21 protein-coding genes are annotated in these 25,540 nt (G+C 35.7%); 6 read left to right on the top strand and 15 right to left on the bottom strand.

Going from position 1 to position 25,540, the window contains the following annotated elements; all coding sequences use genetic code 11:
- Positions 1-59 precede the first annotated feature (59 nt).
- The 3 genes from BR43_RS10920 (at position 60) to BR43_RS10910 (ending at position 3,401) form a co-directional block, all read left to right on the top strand.
- Complete coding sequence (locus BR43_RS10920; RefSeq protein ID WP_034561979.1) at positions 60-548, top strand: hypothetical protein; 489 nt, start codon at positions 60-62, stop codon at positions 546-548.
- A 32-nt stretch (positions 549-580) separates the two neighbouring features.
- The gene (locus BR43_RS10915) at positions 581-1,204 is read left to right on the top strand and encodes a hypothetical protein (RefSeq protein ID WP_034561977.1); all 624 of its coding nucleotides are present in this window, start codon (positions 581-583) and stop codon (positions 1,202-1,204) included.
- Between the two features lie 721 nt (positions 1,205-1,925).
- Complete coding sequence (locus tag BR43_RS10910; protein ID WP_034561975.1) at positions 1,926-3,401, top strand: helix-turn-helix domain-containing protein; 1,476 nt, start codon at positions 1,926-1,928, stop codon at positions 3,399-3,401.
- A gap of 208 nt (positions 3,402-3,609) precedes the next feature.
- Here the strand turns inward: BR43_RS10910 and BR43_RS10905 are convergent, their stop codons facing one another.
- From BR43_RS10905 to BR43_RS10875, 7 genes are all read right to left on the bottom strand, one after another.
- On the bottom strand, positions 3,610-4,992 hold the full coding sequence (locus BR43_RS10905; protein ID WP_034561973.1) for a glycoside hydrolase family 1 protein: 1,383 nt from the start codon (positions 4,990-4,992) through the stop codon (positions 3,610-3,612).
- Positions 4,993-5,017: 25 nt separating this feature from the next.
- Positions 5,018-7,327 carry a helix-turn-helix domain-containing protein gene (locus tag BR43_RS10900; RefSeq protein WP_034561971.1) on the bottom strand — a complete coding sequence of 770 codons (2,310 nt, stop codon included), beginning with the start codon at positions 7,325-7,327 and terminating at the stop codon, positions 5,018-5,020.
- Positions 7,324-7,947 carry a YesL family protein gene (locus tag BR43_RS10895; RefSeq protein WP_034561969.1) on the bottom strand — a complete coding sequence of 208 codons (624 nt, stop codon included), beginning with the start codon at positions 7,945-7,947 and terminating at the stop codon, positions 7,324-7,326. The genes BR43_RS10900 and BR43_RS10895 overlap by 4 nt, the downstream gene beginning before the upstream one ends.
- A 122-nt stretch (positions 7,948-8,069) precedes the next feature.
- The gene (locus BR43_RS10890) at positions 8,070-9,719 is read right to left on the bottom strand and encodes an extracellular solute-binding protein (RefSeq protein WP_034561967.1); all 1,650 of its coding nucleotides are present in this window, start codon (positions 9,717-9,719) and stop codon (positions 8,070-8,072) included.
- Positions 9,720-9,778: 59 nt separating this feature from the next.
- The gene (locus BR43_RS10885; protein WP_034561963.1) at positions 9,779-10,693 is read right to left on the bottom strand and encodes a carbohydrate ABC transporter permease; all 915 of its coding nucleotides are present in this window, start codon (positions 10,691-10,693) and stop codon (positions 9,779-9,781) included.
- A gap of 19 nt (positions 10,694-10,712) precedes the next feature.
- Positions 10,713-11,654 (bottom strand): ABC transporter permease, encoded by a 942-nt coding sequence (locus BR43_RS10880; RefSeq protein ID WP_034565077.1) that lies wholly within the window; start codon positions 11,652-11,654, stop codon positions 10,713-10,715.
- Between the two features lie 138 nt (positions 11,655-11,792).
- Positions 11,793-13,148 (bottom strand): alpha-L-fucosidase, encoded by a 1,356-nt coding sequence (locus BR43_RS10875; RefSeq protein ID WP_051933919.1) that lies wholly within the window; start codon positions 13,146-13,148, stop codon positions 11,793-11,795.
- A 192-nt stretch (positions 13,149-13,340) separates the two neighbouring features.
- Between BR43_RS10875 and BR43_RS10870 the strand changes: the two genes are divergently transcribed.
- Together BR43_RS10870 and BR43_RS10865 are read left to right on the top strand one after the other, a co-directional pair.
- A complete protein-coding gene (locus BR43_RS10870) occupies positions 13,341-13,823 on the top strand; it encodes a hypothetical protein (RefSeq protein ID WP_034561961.1) in 483 nt (160 codons plus the stop codon).
- Between the two features lie 16 nt (positions 13,824-13,839).
- Positions 13,840-15,138 (top strand): alpha-L-fucosidase, encoded by a 1,299-nt coding sequence (locus tag BR43_RS10865; RefSeq protein WP_034561959.1) that lies wholly within the window; start codon positions 13,840-13,842, stop codon positions 15,136-15,138.
- A 71-nt stretch (positions 15,139-15,209) separates the two neighbouring features.
- On the opposite strand, the gene gntK is transcribed toward BR43_RS10865, so the two are convergent.
- Together gntK and gnd are read right to left on the bottom strand one after the other, a co-directional pair.
- Positions 15,210-16,748: a gluconokinase gene (gntK, locus tag BR43_RS10860; protein ID WP_034561957.1), complete on the bottom strand. Its 1,539-nt coding sequence runs from the start codon at positions 16,746-16,748 to the stop codon at positions 15,210-15,212.
- Positions 16,749-16,784: 36 nt separating this feature from the next.
- Positions 16,785-17,681 carry a phosphogluconate dehydrogenase (NAD(+)-dependent, decarboxylating) gene (gene gnd / locus BR43_RS10855; RefSeq protein ID WP_034561956.1) on the bottom strand — a complete coding sequence of 299 codons (897 nt, stop codon included), beginning with the start codon at positions 17,679-17,681 and terminating at the stop codon, positions 16,785-16,787.
- Positions 17,682-17,820: 139 nt separating this feature from the next.
- Here gnd and BR43_RS10850 point away from each other — a divergent pair, with 139 nt between their 5' ends.
- Positions 17,821-18,669 carry a MurR/RpiR family transcriptional regulator gene (locus tag BR43_RS10850; protein ID WP_034561953.1) on the top strand — a complete coding sequence of 283 codons (849 nt, stop codon included), beginning with the start codon at positions 17,821-17,823 and terminating at the stop codon, positions 18,667-18,669.
- A gap of 59 nt (positions 18,670-18,728) precedes the next feature.
- Here BR43_RS10850 and BR43_RS10845 read toward each other — a convergent pair whose 3' ends face one another.
- The 6 genes from BR43_RS10845 to BR43_RS10820 all read right to left on the bottom strand — a co-directional run bounded on the left by BR43_RS10845 (position 18,729) and on the right by BR43_RS10820 (position 25,479).
- Positions 18,729-20,534 carry a glycoside hydrolase family 2 protein gene (locus tag BR43_RS10845; RefSeq protein ID WP_034561946.1) on the bottom strand — a complete coding sequence of 602 codons (1,806 nt, stop codon included), beginning with the start codon at positions 20,532-20,534 and terminating at the stop codon, positions 18,729-18,731.
- The gene (locus BR43_RS10840) at positions 20,518-21,594 is read right to left on the bottom strand and encodes a Gfo/Idh/MocA family protein (protein ID WP_051933918.1); all 1,077 of its coding nucleotides are present in this window, start codon (positions 21,592-21,594) and stop codon (positions 20,518-20,520) included. Before BR43_RS10840 ends, BR43_RS10845 begins: the two co-directional genes overlap by 17 nt.
- A gap of 16 nt (positions 21,595-21,610) precedes the next feature.
- Positions 21,611-22,774 carry a Gfo/Idh/MocA family protein gene (locus tag BR43_RS10835; protein ID WP_034561944.1) on the bottom strand — a complete coding sequence of 388 codons (1,164 nt, stop codon included), beginning with the start codon at positions 22,772-22,774 and terminating at the stop codon, positions 21,611-21,613.
- A gap of 1 nt (position 22,775) precedes the next feature.
- Positions 22,776-23,645 carry a sugar phosphate isomerase/epimerase family protein gene (locus BR43_RS10830; RefSeq protein ID WP_034561942.1) on the bottom strand — a complete coding sequence of 290 codons (870 nt, stop codon included), beginning with the start codon at positions 23,643-23,645 and terminating at the stop codon, positions 22,776-22,778.
- A gap of 23 nt (positions 23,646-23,668) precedes the next feature.
- The gene (locus BR43_RS10825) at positions 23,669-24,496 is read right to left on the bottom strand and encodes a carbohydrate ABC transporter permease (protein ID WP_342668059.1); all 828 of its coding nucleotides are present in this window, start codon (positions 24,494-24,496) and stop codon (positions 23,669-23,671) included.
- 104 nt (positions 24,497-24,600) lie between these two features.
- Positions 24,601-25,479, bottom strand: a complete 879-nt coding sequence (locus BR43_RS10820) for a carbohydrate ABC transporter permease (RefSeq protein WP_034561940.1) — start codon at positions 25,477-25,479, stop codon at positions 24,601-24,603.
- Positions 25,480-25,540: the final 61 nt, after the last annotated feature.

Raw genomic sequence — 25,540 nt, 5'->3', positions numbered from 1 at the left:
ATGTTATATTATTTTTGCTATGATCATAGTAAAAAAATCTATTTTAGGAGGAAATGCATGTGTTAAAAAAAATACTATCCGTGGGGCTCTTTGGTTTTTTTATTTTCATTTCAACTTTAATTCTTGGAGGTTACTCTGTTGATGCCAGCAATCTAGATGAGGGCGTAGTTTTTGGTGAAGCAGATTCATTTGATTTAAATGGGGAGGGTATCGCATATATAACCAAAACAAAAGGTAGACAGCCTCGTTATCTTGCTTGTCCTGGCGGTGGAAGACACAACATGGTTGGAAATGCTACTGGTAGAGTAATAAATAATAAAACCGGAGCAACCTTATTAAATAGGGCTTACTGTTTCAGATGTACTAAATGTGGATTAATTATAATTAGTCAAAATTCACCAATTTTAGGAGCAATTAATTTGGGTTATTATGCTACTGGCTCTGGCGGAGTAGCAAATCATACAGTTTTGAGAACTGATTACGGGTTATCTGCCAATTGGAAGTTGGGAAATGATTCATTTACTCAAAGTTTAACCTGGGCAAGATAAAACTAGATTGCAAATGAGTAGGAGGGATTTTTTTGAAAAAAAAAATATTAACTTTATCTGCGATAATTTTAACAATTATGATAGGGATCTATTTTTTTAACTACTTCAAAACTGAACCTCAAATTAATTATAGTGTTCGTGAATTTCCAAAAAAATATGAACATGTAAAAAATAATACTTGGTTCCCCATAGATAAAGAAAATATTGTATTAAAAGTTGTAGAAGCGAACGGAGTTAAATCGATCAATTTTTTAAACTCTAGAACATTTGAACTAGCAGGGAAAGATATGTCTTCCGAAATAAATATTGACTTAGGGCAAACGGATTTAGCTATTAAGTTAGAAACTTTTATTTTGGATATTAAACTTTCTAATTCAAATCAATTAAAAATTAGTTTTATAAATGATGGAATAAAAATTGATTCTGATAATTTGAATGGCTTCAAGTTTGCTTTGATTCCTAACTCTAGATCTAATGAATTTAGAGTAAATCCCGCAAAAAAAGTAGAGTATGATTTTTTTGAAATCAAAACTAGCGAAAAATCTATTTTCATTAAATCATCACATTTCAAAAAAGATTCTAAAGGTAACACTGTATTTAATGTTTATTCAAATACGGACATGAAAAACTTGATTAAAGAAGTAGCTCCTGAATAAGCTCTACAGAATTTAGGTATGTTTCCCATTATGCATTAGAAAAGCACCTCTTATTGAAATTCAATAAGAGGTGCTTTTTAATATAGGAAATCAAAAAACAGAGCAGAAAACTATAATCGTACTCCAACCTTAAACTTTTTAAATCTAACATCAAAGTAACCTTATAAAAATCTACTCTGTAAATTAATATTCTGTACTACTTTATTTTTCTATCTTGATTGTTGCATCACTGATAGTTACGTTATTCCCAACCGATTGTAATTATTCTTTATTTTTTCGTTGTAACACGGTGTTCAATCTCATCCCCAACTTTGACTATTGGGTTAACGGTTTGTTTTCTATTCACATCATCAGCATTTTTTCGTTTTTACCTCCTAACAGTACATGTTTTTATTATTGTAAAAGCATTTGATTCATCTCTACAAAAACTTTCCTAAGAGTTAATACTAATACAAAGCCTACGGTACATTCAAATTTGATATCTGTATATACATTTCTTCAAAAAAACGAGTCGATTCATCGTCAGTATAATGACTAAGAATTGTCACACGTTTTAAAATAAAGCAATGTATAATAAACATCACATAAATAATATTTACCTTGGATGCAAGTTGATTATAAAGTCACAAAAACAATTCGTACTATAGGTAATATTTCTGTAAATTTATTCAATTTAGCATAGCTACTCCTTTTTAAAATAACTATTTTTTAAAAGAAAGGTATGAGATTAGTGCTTAGAAAAAAACAACATGAAAAATTATTGCTATTAAAAGAAGTCATTAAATCTAATGTTTTAACGACTGATTTAGCCAAGCATTTAAATCTATCTACAAGAGTCATTAAATCTAATATTCAAGAAATAAATGAAGAAATTCTGAGTAATTTTGAACGACATTCCTTTATAGTCATGGATACAAACGGCTTAGCTACACTGAATACTAACTATCAAAAAGATGGGCTTGTTCTATTAAATAAGTTAAAGTCTCTGTATTTAGAAGCCTCTAATGAATTCAAAATTATTACGACTGTTTTTTCAAATCCAAATATATCCCTGAATCACCTATCCAATTCACTCTTTATTTCACCTTCTTACATTAGGAGGATTATAAAGAAATTAAACACTCATCTAAATGAATTTGAATTCGGACTCATCGAGGAGAAGGCGCATCTTAACTTCCAAGGTAATGAGTTAGCAATTCGATTATTTCTTTATGTTGTTTTGTTTGATTCCTATCAGACCAGTGATTATCATTTCAGTATCATTGATTTTGACACTTCATCAAAGTCAAATACTGAGCAATCTTCAGTCTGCCCTCTTTTTGAAATACTAAGTAAACGAAAAGATAGTTCTTCTAATTTGCCTATACCGTCTACGCAAGCACTATCTGTATTAAAATTAATTCAACGAAATGCAGATGTGATACCAGCTCTTTCAAATTATGAACAATTTGATACAGATATTTTGAAAAATCCACAAGAAGCTCTCTATATAAATTTTTTTATTCACATTTTTTCAGCTCACTTGATACCTGAAAATACGAAAATAAAATTAGGTGAAATTTTTATGAAAGATGAGAATAAAAATGAAATAACGAAATTTTCTTTAGAATTAACGAAATACATCTGGTCAAATTTCAGCCTAGATTATAACAAAAAACAGCAAACACTCGTTGTTTTTTATTTCACACTACTTAATACCTATTATGATTTATTAGATGAAAGCTATCCCATTAACGTAACAAGTATCTTTTATCAATCTAAGGTAAAAGCAGTCACTAAGAATAACAGAAGAAATCAAATAGAGCGCAGCTTTGAAAAATTTATCGCTGAAAGAAAAAAGAACCATCTGCCTAAAAAATTCTCTGCAAATGAGTCTCTAAAAAAACACTATTGTGACTTAATATACACTATAACTGAATTTGAATTCTCTACAAAAATAAATATCCACATTAGAATATCTAAAGATTTTTCAGCTCACGCCTTCATTAAAAATAAGTTGTTAAAAATCTACAACAGCCAAACATTAGTATTTACAACAGATGTCTCAAATTGTGAGTTAATTATTACAGACATGTTAGGCACCGTTAATAACCATTCACAAATTTTTTATTTTGATAAATTACAAGACAAAAAACAATGGTCAGCCTTGCTAAACACTATTAATACTATCGTTTTTTCAAAACTATTTAATTACTGACTGTTTAAAGATATACAGTCAAAATAATGTTTGTCTTTTAGATCATTGAGTACAATCTTGTACAAATTTCTATAAAAAAGTATTAAATTCACTCTTTTAAAAAAAATAACCTCTAACTATTTCATTATAAAAATGAATAATTAGAGGTTATTTACTTCTTTTCCAGATTTCAATGAAACAAAAAAATAAATGAACTTTTTATTAATTTCTAATTTTCAAATCCATTCTGTTGAATCACTCCTGCCATCCAAAAACTGCTTAGCTTCGGTGAACGTTGATAGTTCTTTTCTAAGCCAACGCGATAATACCCATATCGATTCTTATACGCATTTAACCATGACCAACAATCAAGAAATGTCCACATATGATAACCATAGCACGAACTTCCTGCTGCAATTGCCCGCTCTAGTTCTACTAAATGATTTCGTACAAAGTCAATCCGGTACTCATCTTGAATAACACCTTCCTCATTCATAAATCGCTCTTCTTGAGAAACCCCCATTCCGTTTTCAGATACATACCAAGGAATGTTTCCATAGTCGTTTTTTAAGCGCATCGCAATTGCATACAATCCCTCTGGAAAAATTTCCCAACCACGATATGGGTTGATTACCTTTTCCGGCCAATCGTAATAGCGAGCAAAATCTCCTGGTGATTGCGCTGGTACTCGTGGATTTCCAGGTGCTTGGACTCGTAGTGGTTGATAATAATTAACACCGACAAAATCAACTGTATTTGCTGTAAAAATCCCTTTATCATCCGATTCAGTTACGGGAAGCAAGTGATTCTCAGCCAATAAGCCAATCAATTCTTGAGGAAATTCGCCTTTCACTACTGTGTCTAAAAAACTTCGACAATAAATCAAATCCGCCGATACTCGCGCTTTTTCATCTGCTTCACTTTGGCTTTTACTATAGACAGGCGATAAATTTAAAATAATGCCAATTTTCCCATCTTGATGATTTAGTTTGCGGTACTCTGCAACAGCTTTGGCATGTGCTAACAACGTATGATAGCCGACTTGCAACGCACGCTTAAAGTCATACACTTTTGGATAATGAGCATCGCCTAGATAACCACACTCAATATGAACTAGTGGTTCATTGAAGGTACTCCATTGTTTCACTAAATCACCAAATTGTTCAAAGGCAACTTTCGCATAATAAGCAAAATGATCCACTGATGCCCGATTCTCCCAGCCACCTTGTTCCATCAACCACCATGGCATATCGAAATGAAAGAGATTCATAATTGGTTCAACGCCATTAGCTACCATCTCTGAAAAATAATGACGATAAAAAGTCACCGCCTGTGGATTTACTGTTTTTCCATCTGGCAATAAACGCGTCCACGAAATTGAGGTACGATAGGAATTCAATCCCATTTCTTTCATTAATCGAACATCTTCTTGGTAGTTAAAATAGGTATTAGACGTATGCTCTGGTCCAACACCGTCATAAAAAAGCTCTGGTTCTAGTTCAAACCATTTATCCCAAGTTGAGGGACTCTTTCCATCTATTAACGCCGCTCCTTCAGTTTGTGGCGCCGAAGCTGCTGCTCCCCATAAAAAGTTCTCTGGAAATGAAATCATCATAAAAACTCCTTCTTTTTTTAATTTATCGTTTTAAACGTCGATATTGTCCTGGTGTTACACCAACAATCTCTTTAAATTTTCGAGTATAATTTGGAACATCGTAATAGCCTGCTGCTTGAATAATTTCTTTAATCGTTTGATCGGTATCTATTAGGTTGTTTTTTATTTGCTCTAACCGTAATTGTTGAACGTATTTTGAAAAAGTTACGCCACTTTCTTTTTTGATAAAACGACTTAAATAAGAAATAGAAACACCAAACTCTTCTGCTAATCCTTCTAAAGAAAGCTCGTGTGAAGCATATTCAGTTTCAATAAAATCAAATATTGCCACTTTTAATTGAGATTCTTGATTTTTTAATTTATTCTGAACATACTCACAAATAACGTGAATATTCTTTTGCAAACAGTTAAATAACTCATCTAACGACGAAAAATCTAATAATTCATTGGCATCTATCATAAAATCATCCTTACAACTATCAACGCCTGACTTCAGAATAATGTTCACTAAATAATTTCCAAATAAACGCCGACTTGCTACTGTTTTATGTTCTAAATTACCTTTTTTGATCATTTCAGCCAATGTTTTTAAGGCAACTTCTTCATCCCCTTGGTTCAAACTTTGAGTAAGTTTCAATTCCTCATCCGTTGGATAAAAAAACTGGCTATTTTGCGCTAAATTCTGTTTGATTTCAGAATAATAGTAAACCTTCTTCATTTCTGGATACAAGGTTTGATAATCTAGTGCTGCTAACCCTTCAATATAGGATCGGTTAATATAACTTAAATCTGTTACCAAAGAACCTACACCCACAGGCGGTGAAATCACATTTTCCGTCTGGATTAACAGCAAAATATCATTCACTACTTGCTGAATCTTATCTTGTGGATTTTGTTTATCGTCTAGTTTCACACTAACTAAAAGAGCAATTGATTGAGAGGCTAATAATTCTGATCCATACGCTCGATAACTGCCACCTAATCCTTCAAATGAATCTAAAAAAGTCATTAAAAATGTTTGATTTTGAATACTCGCTTCACGATCCAACATTTTGGTTGATACTAAAATTGTAAAATAATTAGGTGCATCTAAATGCACATCTACAGATTTTAAAAGTACATTAATTTCTTCTTGATGCTTTAATCGTCCTGTTAGTAATTTTCGCAATACTTGTTCTCGGGCATGTGGAACTTGTCGATAGATATCCTGAGTTAGTTGCTTATTTTGCTTTAAAAAATAACTTACATGCTGTTGAATTCGAGCAAAATCATCATAGCTTTCTGATTCACCTAGACTCTCAACTTGATTTTTTAGCATTTTTTCTAAATTTTTAATTGGCTTATACTGCAACTTACTAATGAAAATAATGAATCCAATCCCCATGGCAAATAGAACAATCACCGATGTTAAAATAACATTATGCACTTGTTTAATTGCTGTATAGGCTCTATCAGAATTAGTTAATGCCATATAGGAAAGACCAAAATTATCATCTTTTAAAACCATTACTTCAAATTTTTCTTGGTCTAATTTAACTTGTTTCGTTTCCTTTATTTTTTCAATAGTTTTCTTAGAATTTGCCAGAGAAACTAAATAATTGCTATTGGCGCTAGCCAACAGTTGCTGATCGTCTCCCACCATAAATACATTTCCAATTTTGTCTTCTAGAATCGGATTCATAATTTTCTGCACATTTGACATTTTAATGGTGTACATTGCCGCTCCATAAGGGATACCATCACTTCCCCAAAGAGGAATAATATACTCTAATAAACCTTGAATCTCTTCCCCATTTTTACCAATAACTGATGGAACACTTCTAAAAATTGGTGTTTTTACTTTCAAATCCTTTTTCAATTGGTCTAAATCAAAATCATACTTTGTATATTTTTCTTGAGTTAAGAGTGCTAAATCTAGCTGTCCAAAAGCAGAAGATACCTTGTTTGGTTCATCATAATAATAAACAAAAAGTTCATCAATTAAGTTACTACTGATTTTATAACGAGCTAACTCACTTCTAGCTTCAATAGAATAGTAAGGATGCGTCGCCATATTGATAGAAACTTTACTGTCTAAGGAAAGCTGTTTTGAGATAAATTCTAACTGTTTGAGGTGATCCGACATAGTTGTTTGAGCTTGTAATAAATAGTTTTGCGTGGATAATTGAATTTGTTTTTCAATACTTTGAATAGAGGTTTGATACCAAATAATACTAATAATTGAAAATGGGATGATAAAAATTAAAAAATAGGAGAAAAAATATTGATAGAGTACCCGATTTTTTTTCTTCATTTTATTACTTTTATGAATGATGCTCATTTCTTTTTTCATTGTGACTGAATCTTTTTCTCTAATTTCGTACAAGCTTGAATTGCAAACCAATTAATCGGCCAGACTAAAAGTGGAATGCTTGCCCCAATGAAAACAATCGGAAGCGCTACACCCAGAAGTGACACTAAACCAATTCCCAAGAACAAGGCACATGTTTCAATAATACTAGAAAAAGAGACAATAAAAGCTTGTCTGATGGTCAAAATCGGTGACAGCTGATACCTAATATAGATTGGAAATAAATAAAGTACCGTAGCTATATACGTCACAAAGAAAAAAAGTAAAAGAACATGTAACATTGAGATTTTAAGATATGTGGCAGAAATCTGCAAATCCAACCATAAGAAAGCACCAACTCCTATAATAAAGAGACCTAAGAGATTACTTTCTTTAAACTGTTTGTGATAATATCGTTTAAACAATGATCTGTAGTCTAAATCATTGTTTTCTCCAAGCATGAACTGATAAATCACTGCAAATGTACTTGTTAATGCCGGAAAAAAACCAAGAAAAATCCCACCACGAACTGTGTAAAAGATAAATAAAAATTGTAGCGTTACTCCTTTGACTAACCATTCACCTAAACTATAATTGATTTGATTCAAATCTTTCTTCCCCATTTTTCCCCTCCTATAAAAGTGCTATTGACTGCGGGACTGTTCACTTCCTTTCTATGCAACCCACTCTAATTATTATAAGGTTTAAACCGACTACTGAAAACATAGTCGGTTTAATACTTTTTCTATTTCGTATCCGCCCAACGATCATATGCTTCTTGATAAGTCGCTACATATTCTTTAATTCCCATTGAATTAATTGTTTTCACATAATCATCCCATTTACTTAGCGGTTCAACACCAGTAATAAACTTAGCTTCCATTTGCTCGACATAGGCCGTTAAATCTGTAGTTGTATCTCTTACCTTATCCGATTCTTCTTTTGTCAGATAAACCAATGGAAAGGCTACTTCTGCGTACGGGGTTATTTTTTCACTAGTTTCCTTGTTTACCCACTCAGTAAAGAGAACGTTAGGCTTATCATTAGCATTCATACGAATGGTTTGTTCTGGTTTCAAATCAATCCCAACCGTTGGAACAGTAAGTCCATAGTTTGGTGTAACTTTGCCACGTTCATCTTCTAATTTCTTTTTATCAACATTGTCTGCATACACACGAACCTTCTCACCTGCATCATTTGTTGCCCATTTCCAAAAAGCATTTTCTGGTCCATTATTTAGATACTCCGACCCTTCCTCTGAATAGAAATAATCAACCCAACGTAACGATGCTTCTGGACTTGGATTTTTGTTAGTAATGGCAAATGTAGCACGAGTCATCTTAGGACTTCCTGGCACAATTGTTTCTGGCGACCATTTTGAGCTTAACGGTTGGAACATTGGGTCACCTAAAGCTTCTTCTTCTGTTTTCCCAGTTGTAAAGAAAGATGACCAATCTGGAAACAGACCAATTTCATTATTTTGTCCTTTAGATTTCTTCTGTTCATCGGCTTGACCATAAACTTCTTGATCTAATAATTTTTCTGAATATAGCTTATTCATGAATTCCAAATAAGCTTTATAATTCTCTGAAATTGGTGAGTAACTTACTTTTCCATCATGCTCTTCAATTCCACGAGTTTTCATTCCAAATGCTGCCATCAACCACGGTCTTGTGCTATCCATTTTCACATCAGTCAATGGAATTTCATCCGCTTTTCCATTGCCATTGGGGTCTTCATCACGGAAACGTTTTAATAAAGTATAAAATTCATCGGTAGTTTTTGGCAGTTCTTTGACATTTAATTTTTCTAACCAATCTCCTCGATACCACATTGGTCCTCTTGGCCAAATCGCTGTTGCACCTGTAGAAATCATTGGCAGTGTATAAATATGTCCATCTGGTGTTGTTATTGATTTAAGAATAGATGGATCCGCATCCAACAGCTTTTTAAAGTTTGGCATATACTCATCAATATATCCTTCTAGCGGCAGCAGAATTCCTTGAGCACCATAATCCATTTCCATCGCCGGTGTTAATTCATTTGAGCTTGAACCAAAAATAACATCCGGTAAATCACCACTAGCAAATGCAAGATTCAGTTTTGTCCCAAAATCACTCATTGGCGGTGTGATGTAATCAAAATCAATTCCAGTCTTTTTCGCATACTCAATTAAAGTTGGCATATCTTTCCACTCGGCTAAGCCTGTGTTCTGCCCCATCATCGTCATTTTCAATTCTTCCGTTACAACCGGAAATTCAGATTTTGTATTTAATGCAATGTCTTTTTTGCCATCAGATTTTGTTGTTCCTCCAGCTCCTCCACTACAAGCCGTTAATATCACCGTGCAAACTAAAAGTCCAATCGTAATCTTGATACCTCTTTTTCGTTTCATTTTATTCTCTCCTTTTTAATTTATTATCAGAGATTCATTCTCTGTATAAACCTAATTTACTAACCTTTGACGGATCCAACTAGCATGCCTTTTACAAAATATTTTTGTAAAAATGGATACACGATGATAATAGGTAATGTTGAAACAATCATCACACCATATTTGATAACTTGCGCTAATTGCTGTTTACTAAATAACATTGAAGCCATATCTCCAGTCATTTGTGTATTGACTGAATTGGAAGACATATCTTGTAACACTAAAATCTCTCTTAAAACCATTTGTAAAGGATACATAGTTTTATCTGATAAATAGATTAAAGCACTAAAGAAACTGTTCCAATGACCTACACCATAAAATAACGCCATAACTGCGATAATCGGTGTTGATAAAGGCAAGATAATCTTAATAAACAACTTAAAATCCGAACAGCCATCAATTCTTGCAGCTTCCTCCATCTCCCTAGGAATTGTTGTTTGAAAGAAGGCTCGTGTAATAACTACATTATAAACTGAGACGGCACTAGGTAAGACTAATGACCAAACTGTATTTAACATCCCTAAGTTCTTCACTAATAAATAACTAGGAATCAAACCACCACTAACAAACATGGTAATCAACATAAAAGTTGTAAATAATTTATGCCCATAAAAATCTGGTCTTGATAATGCATAGGCGCAAGGCAAAGTCACAAGTAAATTAATTCCTGTACCAAGGGCTGTATAATAAATCGTATTTAAATAACCACGCCAAATGCTGTTATTTTGAAGAATTGTTTTATACCCATCCCAAGTTATTGATTTTGGAAACAATAACATACCACCTGAGTTAACGGCTTGAGGATCACTAATCGAGGCACTAACAATATAAATTAACGGATATACAACGATAGCCAAAGCCATGAGTAAAAAGACATAATTAAAGCGCATAAAAATTCGATCCGTTAAGGTATCTTTCACTAAACGATTTTGCATATTCTTCCATCCTTTCCTTCTAGAACAAACTAGAATCACTAATTTTAGAGGCTATTTTATTCACAACAATTAGTAGAATAGCATTGATTACTGAATTGAATAAACCAACGGCGGCTGCATAACTGTATTGCGCATCTAATAAACCTTGTTGATAAACAAAAGTAGAGATAACATTTGATGATTCCATGTTTAATGGATTTTGCATCAACAGAATTTTTTCATATCCAATTGACATAATCGAGCCTACATTCATAATCAAGAGAATCACCATTGTTGGTCGAATTGTTGGCAAATTAATATGCCAGATACGTTGCAACCGTGAAGCCCCATCAACAACGGCTGCTTCATGCAACTGCGTATCCACACCTGCTAAAGCAGCTAAATAAATAACTGAACCCCAACCCGTTCCTTGCCAGACACCTGAAAGAACATAAATCGTCTTAAACCATTTTGGATCCGTCATAAAATTAATTCGTTCAAATCCAAAAAAATCAAGGAAATGGTTGATTACACCAGTAGATGGTGATAAAAAAGCAATTAACATTCCTACCATAACTACTGTTGAGATAAAGTTTGGAGCATACGTTACAGTCTGTGTTATTTTTTTAAATGAACCATCTTTAATCTCATTCAATGCTAAAGCTAAAATAATTGGCAGTGGAAATCCAATTATCAATGAATAAAAACTAATTCCTAATGTATTTTTTATTAAATCCCAAAAATAATAAGAGTCAAAAAATCGTTGAAAATGCTTTAAACCGACCCAAGGGCTTCCTAAGACACCTAAAGAAGGCATGTAATCTTTAAACGCAATAATAATTCCATACATAGGACCATAAGAAAAAATCGCAATAATAAGAAATGCTGGTAAAATAAATAGATACAATTGTCTACCTGATTTAATTTGTTTCCATTTTGTACTTTTGTTCGCTGAACCTTTTTTAAGTCCAGTGACTGACATTTTATTTACTTCCATTTAGTTTACTCCCTCCATTTCTAACCTCCACTATTTGTAAGCACTTTCATAATAGTGGTTTTTAAAATTGTAAACAATGTGTGGTTTTTGTACCCTTCATAAACGCTGTTAAATCAGTATTTTTTATTGATTTTTCATTTTAACTAATTTTATTCCTGGAAATAATGGTACATAGAAATTCGCTGGAATTTTAAGAATTCCGTGAACTAGTTGAAGTTTTTCCCCATTATTTAAGGTATATCCCTCTTGAATAGCCATTGGCAAATTAAAATTAGATACTTGGATTTCAGTTTTTTGATCCGCAGCTGCTCCTACAAAAAAGAAATAGTAGGCATCTTTGGTTTGAGTAATTTTCCAATCTTCTAACACTGATAAATCAGCTAAGGGACGCGTGCTATAAATACCTTCACCATAACAGTCTAACCATGTGCCTAAATCTATTAAAATTTGATCCTCCTCGGCTGTAAATGTTCCGTCTGGCTTAGGTCCAAGGCCTAAAATCAAGTTACCTCCTTTTGCTACCACATCAATCAACGTTCCAATGATTTCCTGTGAAGATTTAAATTGATCAAAAGGAGTATAGCCCCAGTCGTTTCCTAAAGGAATATTACTTTCCCACACTTGTTCTGGAATCTCCGAAATAGTTGGAATCTTTCTTTCGGGGGTCACGTAATTTTCATGCCGTCCACCCATCATTCGATCAACCACAATCAATTCAGGTTGTGCCTGACGTGCATCTGCAACAATTTCATCCATGCGTAAATCTTCTCTGCCTGTGCCACACCAACCAGCATCTAGCCATAATAAATCCACCGCTCCATAATTGTGAGTAAGCTCATGTAATTGACGTTGGACAAAGCCAACATATTTCTCCCATAATTCTGGATTTTGCTGGGGATCGTAGCTGGCTCTGCGTCCCTTCGGTGTTTCATCTGGCAGCCAATAATAAGGACTATGCCAATCCGCTTTAGAATAATACGCTCCTACCGCTAAACCAGCCTCTCTAAACGCCGTAAAAGCTTCTTTGAGTAAATCAGATCGAGGATCTTCTTTGAAGGAGGAGCGATTTCCAGTAATCTTGTATTCTGTTTCTTGTGTATCGTATAAGTTAAAACCATCATGATGCTTTGTAGTGAAAATAAAATAGTTGAAACCAGCCGCCTGACATTTTTGAGCCCATACTTTCGCATCAAACAAAGTCGGAGAAAAATCATCAATCAAGTTCCAATAATCTCTCTGCAATTCTTTTATGTCTTCCCGCCACGCTTTCGGCTCTCTTGCCCATTCATCTTGTTCAGATAATTGCCAAGACTCCACAATACCCGCTTCCGCATAAAGTCCCCAATGCATAATGACCCCTAACTTCAAATCTTGAAACCATTCGAGACGCTTTTCTAACATTTCTGTTTCAGGGTAGCGTTCACTAGTATTCTTTTTCTCTAACTTAGCTTCTTCAATATCTCCTCGAATCTGTGTCATTCATTTTCCTCCTTTACTAGCTTATCATTTATGAATACAATCAAATTTAGCACGTCTGGAAAACGCTATCAATATGTAATTTTTACAAACTATGTATTTTATTGTTTCAGACGTATTTCCTTAGATTGTTCTTGAATCAAACAACTAATTCGTTATACTGGAAATGAAAACGCTATCTAAAGGAGGAATCTAATGTATCGAAAAAGGATAATCTTTGCTATTTTAATCAGCATACTAAGTTTGTTTTTAATCATCACCAATTATAGTCAAAAAGCCGATTCAAATGAAAAAACGATGATCGGAATCACTGGGAAAATAACCAATCAGGCAGATGCTGAAGCAGCTCTTAACTTGATTGAAAAAAATTTGAGTTATGCAACTGAAAACAATCTAGAAGGTTATTTAACAACTATTGTAGCTAGCGGTTATCTCGAAACAAAAAAAGAAATCGCTCCATTTTTTAAAAATTATCAGCTTTTTCATCAGCTGCTTTCATTTGAAATTATGAATCAACAAGAACAAAGAATGCGGATTCAAACTCAACAAAAAACGCTGAATAAAGACAAATCTGATTATCGTTCCCATATTGCTGAAGCCAATTATACATTAGTGAAAGAAGATGGTGTTTGGAAGATTCAGGAGACCATCATGACAGATACTAAATTTATTGATTAGAGGAGGAGATAGAACAATGAAAACTTATGCAAATTGGCCAGAAACATATCCTGATCCAGCTTGGTTTCGCGAAGATCCCTTTGGCTTATTTATTCACTTTGGTTTATACACTATGGGGGCACGTCATGAATGGTTTATGACGACTGAGAAAGTTTCACCTGAAGATTATCAAAAATATTTTGATCATTTTAATCCTGATTTATTCGATGCCGCTGAGTGGGTTGCCGTCGCAAAAGCTACTGGAGTAAAATATGTTGTCATCACTACTAAACACCACGAAGGCTTTGCCTTATGGGATACGCAGCTTAGCACTTACAAGATTACCAATACCCCCTTTCAGCGTGATCTAATCGCAGAGCTTGTACCAAAACTACGAGAAGCTGGAATTAAAGTTGGCTTTTATCATTCAGTCATTGACTGGCATCATCCAGAATTTCCTATTGATGGCTTGCATCCACAAAGAGAGGTCCCTCAATACATTGCTTCTAATGACACTCGAGAAATAAAAAAATATCAAGATTATTTAGCTGGACAAGTAACCGAATTATTAACCAACTATGGAAAAATAGATTATATTTGGTTTGATTTTTCTTACTCACATCGAGATTGGGAATGGTCAAAAGGCAAGGGAGCCAAAGATTGGGATAGTCAACGTTTAGAGGAGCTCTGTTTTACTTTGCAACCAGAGATACTCATTAATGATCGTTTAGATTTGAATCGAGGGATTAGTACGCCTGAACAATACCAGCCAAACCAACCTTTAATAAAAGAGAATTTGCCAGTCCTATGGGAAGCGTGTCAAACGATGAATGGAACTTGGGGCTATGATCGAGATAATCTTGCTTGGAAAAGTTCGGAAATGCTTGTAAAAATGTTGATTGAGACTATTTCGTTAGATGGAAACTTTTTAATGAATATTGGACCTAATGGACGCGGACTGATTGACCCGATTGCATTAACACGTTTAGCAGAGATTGGGGCATGGTTCAAACTCCATCAACGGGGAATTTCTCATTGTGGCGCTAGCGCTTTTGAAGCACCGACAGATTGTCGCTATACGCAAAATGGAAATCGGCTCTATCTTCACCTTTTCTCGTGGCCCTATCAACATATTCACTTAAAAGGCTTAGCTGATAAAATTGCCTATGCTCAGTTGTTAAACGATGGTTCTGAAATTTTCTTTCGTAGTTTTGATCCAGATGAAGTTATCACAAGTACTGAAACAGCCATTAATCCAGCAGATAGTTTGTTGATTTTACCAACTAAAAAACCTGATGTGCTAGTACCTGTTATTGAAATTTTTTTAAAAGATTGATTCTGTTTAACCAATGAATTGAAAACCCACTTTAAATCCAGAGAGTTCACATGGATTTAAAGCGGGAATTTTTACATTAATTTTCGTTGTAGTTCTGCTACTATACTATAACTCTCTTGCATCTTGCGACTTAATTGATGGAACACTGGATAGACTAGTTGATAGGTTGCTTGAGCTTCTTGATTAGGAACGTGTTGATGCTCCGCTCCAATCATTGATTTTACTACATGTAAACTATCCACTAAGCCCAAACCCTTCATTCCTAAAACAGCTGCACCTAAGCATGAGCTTTCAAAGCTTTCTGGTAATGAAATCTCCTGATTAAACACATCTGCAATCATTTGGCGCCACAACTCTGAACGAGAAAACCCACCTGTTGCCATAATTTTAGTCGGTTTCCCTGCTAGAGCAATTAAATCATTAAACACATCATACAAGTTCAGACAAATGCCTTCTAATACTGCTCGCAGCATATCTTCTGCTTGATGATTCATCGTTAATCCAGAAAAAGAACCTCGAGCATCCGCCGTCCATAATGGTGCCCGTTCTCCATTTAAATAGGGATGAAAGATAAGACCATTTGCACCAGCAGGAACTGTTCCAATGCGTTCCATTAGGATTTCGTACGCATCTTCACCACGTTTGATAGCTTCCTTCTGCTCTTCCACAAAAAATTGCTTTCTGGCCCAGTTTAAAACAACACCACCATTATTCACCGCTCCACCAATCACCCAATGCTCTTCATCTAAAATATAACAAAAAGTCTTACCGGTTGGATCAGTTACTGGATGGTCAACGACCAAACGAATAGCTCCGCTTGTTCCAATAGTTAGGGCGGCAACACCTGGTTCCACAGCACCTACGCCTAAATTAGACAAACAGCCATCATTTCCACCAAAAACAAATGGAGTATCTGGAAGTAATCCCATTCTTTCTGCAAGTTCACTTGGCATACCACTAATTTTAGCTGTTGGCGAAACAGGTATTGAAAGCTGATCTTCTGTAATTCCAGCAAGACTTAAAGCTTGCTGATCCCAGCGAAAATCAAAAATATCAAACATACCTGAACCTGATGCACTTGAATAATCAACTTGATAGCTGCCAAAGAGTTGAAAGAAAATATATTCCTTAATCCCAATAAACTTAGTAGCTTTTTGATAAAGGGCTTTTTCAGCATTCTTCAACCATAGAATCTTAGCCAAAGGCGACATCGGATGAATCGGCGTACCTGTCCGACGATAAATAGCCAACCCTTCCTCTGATTGTCTTAGCTCCTCTGCCCATTGACTTGCCCGATTATCCGCCCACGTAATACAGCGTGTTAGCGGACGATTTCCTTCATCCATTAAAATTAAACTATGCATCGCACTTGAAAAGGAGACACCTAAAATCTCATTTGCCATTAGGTTGGATTTGGTGATAACTTTCCGAATACTTTCAATGGTTGCTTCAAACAAATCCGTCAAATCTTGCTCAGCCATTTCAGGAGTATCTTTAATTAAAGGGTACAACACATAACTTGCGTTTAGTGCCTCTCCTTTTTGATTAAAAACGACCGCCTTTGTACTCGTTGTTCCAATATCCACACCAATCACATATCCAGATTTCATAATTGTGCCTCGCCCCTTCAAGTTTACTTATTTAGTTTACTTACTCTCCACAGCATGACCACCGAATTCGTTCCGTAAAGCTGCAACAACTTTACCAGTAAACGTATCATCTTCTAACGAACGATAACGCATCATTAAAGATAAGGCAATTACTGGAGTTGGAACTTTCATATCTAGCGCTGTTTCAACTGTCCACTGACCTTCACCAGAAGCATTCATCACACCTTTAATCTTATCCAAATGCTCATCTTTACTAAAGGCACTCTCAGCTAATTCCATTAACCAGCTACGAATAACCGAGCCATTATTCCAAACCTTCGCTACAGCTTCTAGATCATAATCAAATGGGCTTTTTTCAACAACTTCAAAGCCTTCTGCGATCGCTTGCATCATACCGTATTCTACTCCATTATGCACCATTTTCAAGAAATGTCCACTGCCGGATTTGCCTGTATATAAATACCCATCTACAACTGAAATCTCCGCAAATACGGATTCTAATTGTTGAAAAGCCGGCTCTGCTCCACCGATCATTAAGCACGCACCTGCGTTAGCACCACTTGTTCCACCACTTGTTCCAACATCCAGAAAATCAATGCCAAATACAGCTGCATTTTCAGCATGACGAATTGAATCCCGATAATTAGAATTCCCACCATCAATAACAATATCCTTCTTACCTAATAATTGATTTAACTCTAATAAAACTAATTCAGTTGCTTCACCTGCTGGTACCATCACCCAGATTACTTTTATTTTAGAAAATTGTTGTGTTAACTCTTCTAAACTATCGACTACAGCGATTCCAGCTTCTTTTGCATGTTGTTTAGAGGCATCCATCACATCAAAACCATAGACCTGATGTCCATTTTTTTGTAAATTTAATGCTAAATTAAAGCCCATCTTTCCTAATCCAACTAAGCCGATTTCCATAATCAACACTTCCTTATCTCATTTGATAAATCTATTATACGAAAATATTTTTCTTTTTACAAGTTAAATAAAAAAATATTTTTTCTTTGTTTTTTTATGCTATACTCAATAAAATACTTAAAAAAGCGAGGGATTTCTCATGCATGAACAACAAATTAGCCTAAAAATAAAAGCCATCTATCGTGATTTAAGTGATAAAGAAAAAAGAGTTGCCGATTACATTTTAGCTCACCAAGCCGATATCGTGCATGGAACCATCAGCACCATTTCAGATGCTTTGGATGTGGCAGATGCTACCGTCTTTCGTTTTTGTAAACGTCTAGGTTTTAAAGGATTTCAAGCATTTAAAATTGCCTTAGCATCTGAACAAATAGATGAATCAGATTCGATTCATGAACATATCTCCAAAGAAGATAGTGAATTTGTCATTGCTCAAAAAGTTTTTTCTTCCAATATTCAAGCCTTGAAGGATACCAGCGCCATTTTAGATGAATCCCAGATGAACCGTGCCAATCAAATTCTCAATTCAGCAGAAACCATCGCCTTCTTTGGAATTGGTGGATCTAGCGTGATTGCCATGGATGCCTATCATAAATTTATGCGCTCGCCTTTGAATTGTCTATTTAATATCGACAGCCATTTCCAATTGATGCAAGCTGCAAAATTAACAAAAGACGACTGTGCCGTAGTCATTTCTCACTCTGGAATCAACAAAGATATTCTCAGCATTGCTAAAACTGCCAAAGAAAAAGGTGCCAAACTCATTGTGATTACTAGTTATGCAATTGCCCCTTTAGCAAAATTAGCTGATGCCTTATTACTCTCAACTGCTGAAGAAACAGACTATCGCTCTGAAGCGCTCGCCTCAAGAATTACCCAACTAAGTTTGATTGATGCTTTATTTGTCAATAGTATGTTTAAAAATAGCGCAGCTTCTGCAAAATCCTTGGAAGATATTCGCAACGCGATTGCAAATACAAAATTATAAGCAGCCAAAAAAGCTGATTCACGTTTATGTTGAATCAGCTTTTTTGCATTTTACTATCTTTAATCTCTAACTAATCGTTCTGGATGATACATCTCATTTAACTCACGAATAGCAGCTAAATCGCATTTAGGCTGACGATCATAAGATAAAATCCCATTGATTTCTTGCTCCACATCAGTTAATTGAGTATAACAGTATCCCCAGAGTCCTTTTGAGGCAAATACCGCCTCCATAATCCGACGATAATCCGCCAGATAGTCCGTTTCCGTTTCTACTGACGTATACCCCCAGCCTTTTTGTCCATCCACTTGAAAACCAATCCCACCAAATTCAGTTAATAAAATCGGCGCCCCTTGATGTTGATAGCCTTGTGCGTAGACACTCCAACGATGATGGGCATGGCTAAGCAAGTTCTCAGTAGTCGCCAACGCCGCTTGAAAATCAGCATACTTCTGTTGTTCATTGGCTTTCCCATGTGAGTAATCATGAATGGCACAAATATCAGTTACGGTCGCCTCCCAACCATCATTTGAAATCACCAAACGAGTTCTGTCTAGCGTATGCAGCAAATGATACATTGTCTCAGATAAATGCTGCTGTTGTTCGTCTAGATGAATACCCGGAACTCCCCAACTTTCATTTAGCGGAACCCATGTCACAATCGACGGGTGGTTATAGTCTCGCTGAATAATTTCCATCCATTCTTTTATTAAACGTTGCGCTGCCGTTTCTGTAAACATCGGCGCCGACGCACATTCACCCCAGACTAAAAAACCTAGCTGATCTGCATGATAGAGAAAACGCGGATCTTCCGTTTTTTGATGTTTGCGACAGCCATTGAATCCCATTTCCTTCGCTAATAAAATATCCTTCTTAAAATCACCATCAGTTGGAGCAGTCAACAAACCTTCTGGCCAGTAGCCTTGATCTAACACTAACTTCTGATAGTAAGGACGATTGTTTAAAAAGACCATCCCTTTTTCCGTATGAATTTTACGATAACCAAAATATGACTGAACTTGATCGATTATTTGTCCATTCTTATCTTGTAAAACTAGCTGAATATCAAATAAATTCGGACTTTCAGGCGTCCAAGAAATTCCATCCTCATGAAAACTTGTGTTAAATATTTTCCCTCTTACCACATCAATCGAGTATTTTTCTTTCATTGCCAGAACTTCAAATGTCCCTTCTGCAACTTTTTGTTCCTTGAAAGAAACTTGATAGGTCAAATGCGTTCCTTCTGTTACTTCGCTAAACTCACATTCAACATCTACCATGCCCTCATCATAACGCGAGTCAAATTTGATTCCATTTAAATACTGCTGGTTCACTTCTTCCAGCCAAACAGTTTGCCAAATCCCACTAGAATTCGTGTACCAGATCCCTCTCGACTGCTCTTCCCAGAATTGCTTGCCGCGTAAAATCGATTCATCCTCCACTGGATCAAAAGCATAGACCGTTAATAACTGTTCCGCACCTGCTACTAAATAATCTTGGATTTCAAAGCTAAAAGAAGTATGCCCTCCCTCATGTTCACCGACAAATTGACCGTTCACAAAAACTTTCCCATAATAGTCTACTGCCCCAAAATGCAGAATGACGGTCTTTCCGGCCTTCTTGCTTACCGAAAACGTCCGCTTATACCAAATATGCTCATGTCGTTCTTGGCAGTTAATGCCACTTAATTTAGCTTGATAAACATACGGAACGGTAATTTCTTGCGTTAATTTTTCAGTCGTAAAGTATTTTTCCAATGGCTTTCCTTGTTCCCTGTCAGCAAATTCAAACTGCCACTGACCATTTAAATTCTGCCACTTTTCTCGCTCAAATTGAGGTCTTGGATAATCATTTCTTAAATTCATTGAAGTCTCCTAAATTATTATTTTTTAGTGTAATCCGTTGATTTGCCTTACTGGATAAATAGATGCCTTCAATTATTTTTAGTGCATCTAACCCATTTTCTTTAGGCAAATAATTGGTTTTTATTGTTGGTTTTTGTAAAATCCGATAAACAAATTCCGCAATCAAACGCTGGTGACTATTTCCCCAGTAAGTTTTTCCTAATGAGGGCGCCGTTTTCTCAGCTTCTGCTTTCGATGGAGCAACTAAGAGTTCTTTATTTACTTTAAGCCAATCACTCCCGACTAAACTGACTTCCCCATGCTCAAATTCAAGATAGATTTCTGGTGGTAAGTCTCTTGAAAATGTATTGGTGGCGTATATAGTAAGTGGCTGCCCGTGTTCATACAACGCTAAAGCCATCGCCGTATCTTCAACCGTAATCTGACTGTCAAATAAATTCCTACTGATCTGACCTTTCACCGATTCCGGTACTCCAACGAGCCAAGTTATCAAATCAATCGTATGAATCGCTTGATTCATTAACACACCGCCGCCTTCTTTTGCCAAATCCCCTCGCCAATCAGAATCAGCATAGTAAGCTTTTGTTCGATGCCAACTAAGAGTTAACTTAGCCCCTTTCAATTGACCGAATTCTTGCGCGTTCACTTCTAGCAATTCTTTTAATTTAACGGAGGCGTCATTAAACCGATTCTGGAAGCAGACAGCATATTCTACCTCTACGGAAGCTGCAATCGCTAAAATCTCTTCGCCATCTTTAACGGTTAACGCCATTGGTTTTTCACATAAAACATGCTTGCCATGCTGTAAGAAAGCAATACTCATTTCCTTGTGCAAATAATGAGGTGTACAAATAATCACCATATCGATTGCTGGATTATCCAATAAGTTCTGGTAATTTGTCTCCATTTTGCAGTGATAGACTTGTGCCATCTTTTCTGCTTTAGCAGTGACTTTATCGACTACGTAAACTAATTCAGTAGCAGGATTGTTCGCAATCCCTTGAGCATGTATTATCGAAATCGCCCCACATCCAATTAGTGCAACATTTATCTTCTTCATCGCCTTCACTCCTACATTATGAATAGGTCGCTTTTGTATCTAATACTACATTTTCTACTACTTTTTTCCTTTGAGACTGTTGAATTTTTTCTTGTAGCCTCAGATAATAATCTTCTTCATCTAACGGCAGTTCTACCCAGCTGTCCTTCCAAGTTGATAAATGAAAAGCATTTGAAATCATTAGACCATTGATCCCTTCTACTCCTGGAGCGATTAGCTCTTCATCATTCAGGATAGCATTAATAAAATTTTGAGTGATTATCTGATGCTCAGGTCGTTCTTCTTGTTGAATCGGGACTTGTATCTGCCAGATTTCAGGTTCGCCAAAGCCACCTTGATACGTCCGATTAAATTCAGCTTCATCAACTTTTGCCTGCCAGAATCGCAACTGCTGATCTTCCACAACAATTTTGCCTTTAGAGCCGACAATTTCTAAACGATTGCTGCCAGGTGTTTCCGATACAGACGTAATAAAGACCCCCGTTGCTCCATTGGGATATTCGACAAAAGCCGTCACTTCATCCTCAACTTCAATATCACGATGCTTACCAAAATAAGCAAAAGCTTGGATTCGTTCCGGCATCCCACAAATCCACTGCCACAAATCTAATTGATGAGGATCTTGATTGAGTAACACGCCGCCACCTTCTCCTGCCCAAGTCGCACGCCAACCGCCAGAATTATAGTAGCTTTGCGAACGATACCAGGTCGTAATAATCCAATTCGTTCGTCTAATTTCACCTAATTCTCCAGTCTGGATCAATTCACGAACTTTGCGGTAAAGAGGATTCGTTCGTTGATTGTACATTATCCCAAAAACTAGCTTTGTTTCTTCAGCGACTTGATTCATTTCCATGACTTTTTTTGTATAAACACCCGCTGGTTTTTCAATTAATACATGTTTTCCGGCCTTCATCCCTTCAATTGCTAATGTTGGATGATCGTAGTGCGGCGTAGCAATTAAAAGAGCCTCTACCTTTGAATCTTTTAGTAAATCTGTTAATGAAGAATACAATTGATAACGTTTTGGATAATTCGCCTCTATTTGCTCTAACTTAGTTGCATCCGTATCGCAAATTGCAACTAACCGACAGCCTTTAATCTGATTGCGACTTAAATAATCAATATGCATCGTTCCAATATTTCCTGCTCCAACCACCGCTAAACCAATGTCTGCCATTTTATTTCCACTCCTGATCAATTGTTTTAAAAAGTCCTTTTAAAGCCTCTGCAGCAACCGTAAACGTTCGGATGCCATCAGGCTGTTCCCTTAAGTCGACTTGATTTTTTTCTAGATTGGCGAAACCTTCAAAAATGGTCAAATGTGGTTCTAACGAAGCAAACCCTTGAAAGTCCTCACGAGCCAATGCCGCTAACACTTCTTTAACCTGTCCATCTCCAAGACCTGCCGGCGTCACCTCCCCAGTTTCAGCTAAAGCATCCTTAATATGCAAATACGCAATCTCACTCTTTAATAACTCATAAGCCTTCGGGAATACTTCTTCCTGACATTGCACAAAATTAGCTGGATCAAAGGCTAGCTTTACCTTATCCGAATTTAGCCGACTCACTAATGTATAACAGCGTTCTGCCGTATCTCCATAAATTCCCTTTTCATTTTCATGCAACAGCGTCACTTCATAGGCTTCTGCTTCCTTAAGAAAGGACTGCCATCTTCGGATTACTTCTGTTTCAAATTGATTTGCATCTACATTTTCCGGAATATAAAAACTAAACATCCGAATAAACGGACTCTGAAAAATACGAGCGATTTCTAACGTATGCTTAAATAAAGTTAAATGTTCCTCGAAAGCATCCGTAATCATGATTTTCCCAATCGGTGAACCAATACTGGAAACCCTGAATTGATTTTCATCTAAAATCTGTTTAAACTGCTGAATCTCCGCTAATGAATACTCAACAATCGAACGCCCTGCAATTCCACGAACTTCAATATGTTGAATTCCATGTTGTTTTAAAACCTTCATTTGCACATCTAAGCTTTCACTAATCTCATCTGCAAATGCAGATACTGTATAATTCGTTAACATTTTTACTCCTCCTTGAAATAGATTTATCCTTTAATACCGCCAGCCGTCGAGCCGCCGATAAAATGCTTTTGAGCTGAAAAATATAAAATAAGCGATGGAATCAAGCCGATAATCGACATAGCAATTGTTCGATTCCAATTAAAATCACTAGAAGTTGTATCCATCGACATCTTTAACGCCAATGAAACGGGATATTTCTCAACTGACGAAATATAAATTAATGGTCCTTGAAAATCCGTAAACGTCCAGATAAATTGAAAAAGAGCGGCTGTAATCAGCGAAGGCTTTAAAATAGGGACTAAAATCCTCGTCAATACTGAAAAAGAATTGCAACCATCAATTGTCGCAGCTTCATCTAGTTCTTTTGGAACGGTTCTGAAAAATTGAACCAGCATAAAAACAAAAAATGTATCACAAGCAAAAGCCGAATTGGCAACTAAAGGAATATACGTATCTAGCAAGCCAATATTTTTCCAAAAAATATACAAGGGGATCCGTGTCACAATTCCTGGTAAAAATAACGTTGCAATCATAATTGGAAATAGAATTTTTTTTGCAGGAAAGTCAAAACGTGCAAATCCATAAGCGGCTAACGTACAAGAAATCAATGTCAGCACTACTTTAGGAATAACTATTAAGAAGGAATTTAAGAAGTAGGTAGCAAACGTATACTGACTAGATGTCTTCCACCCTTCAATATACGGTGAAAAATCAAAGGTTTTAGGCATAAACCATAAGGATTGAAAAATCTCTGTATTGGATTTGAAGGATGCACCAAACAGCCAAAGGATTGGATACAGCATAATAATTGCACCTATTACCAACACCATATATTTCAAGAAAACATTCATTTTTTTCTTAAAGCGATAGTGACCCTTCGCCGGTTTCTTTAGATAAGGTTGGGATGTTAGATTGGTTTTCTGCACTTGTTCACTCATTTTCACTTACCTCCATTTCATTTACCACCGTCTGCATAAAATACCCAGCTCTTGGATGTCTTAAATAAAATTGCCGTAAATAACATAATAAAAACAAATAAAACCCAAGATAACGCACTGGAATAGCCCATATTAAAATTCTTAAAGGCACTGTCATAAATATACATCGGCAATAAATAAGTCGATTTCATTGGACCTCCGCCTGTTATTAAAAACGGTCCGTCAAATTCTTGAAATGCCTGAACTAACTGCAAAATCAAATTAAAGAAAATAATCGGGGTTAACTGTGGCAACGTGACTGAAAAGAACATCCGCACCTTTGAAGCACCATCAATCGCCGAAGCTTCGTAAAGATCTTCTGGAATCTCAGCTAACGCATTCAAAAAAATCACCATCGCAGAACCAAACTGCCAAACACGTAGAATCACAATCGTTGCCATCGCACCGGTTGGACTTGAAAACCACCCAACACCATCCAGCCCAATTCGCTCCAATACCATATTAATAAATCCATCATTTTTAAATAAAAACTGCCACAAGACGGCAATTGCAATATTGGCGCCTAGTATCGAAGGAATATAATAAGCCGTTCGGAAAATACCAATTCCTTTTAATTTTGCATTCATAATGTACGCCACAAACAACGCAAAAACTAATTTCAAAGGAACATTAAATACGACAAATTTCAAAGTAGCTACTAAAGATGTGATAAAAACCGGATCATCAAAAAACATCTTCTGATAATTAGCCAAACCAACAAAATTCAATTCATTTAACATCGAATAATCTGTAAAACTATAAAAAAGTGACATCGCAAATGGATAAATAACAAAAATACTAATTCCAATTAACCATGGTGCAAGATACAATAAGCCTAAATATTTTTTCTTATTCATATTTTTCTCCTTTTTTATTTACTAGCTATAGATCGCAACAAATTCTTTCTATAGCTAGTCA

The sequence above is a fragment of the Carnobacterium gallinarum DSM 4847 genome (assembly GCF_000744375.1).
GTDB lineage: Bacteria > Bacillota > Bacilli > Lactobacillales > Carnobacteriaceae > Carnobacterium > Carnobacterium gallinarum.
Note: the sequence above shows the minus strand (reverse complement) of the source record. Positions and strands in the feature narration are given on the sequence as shown.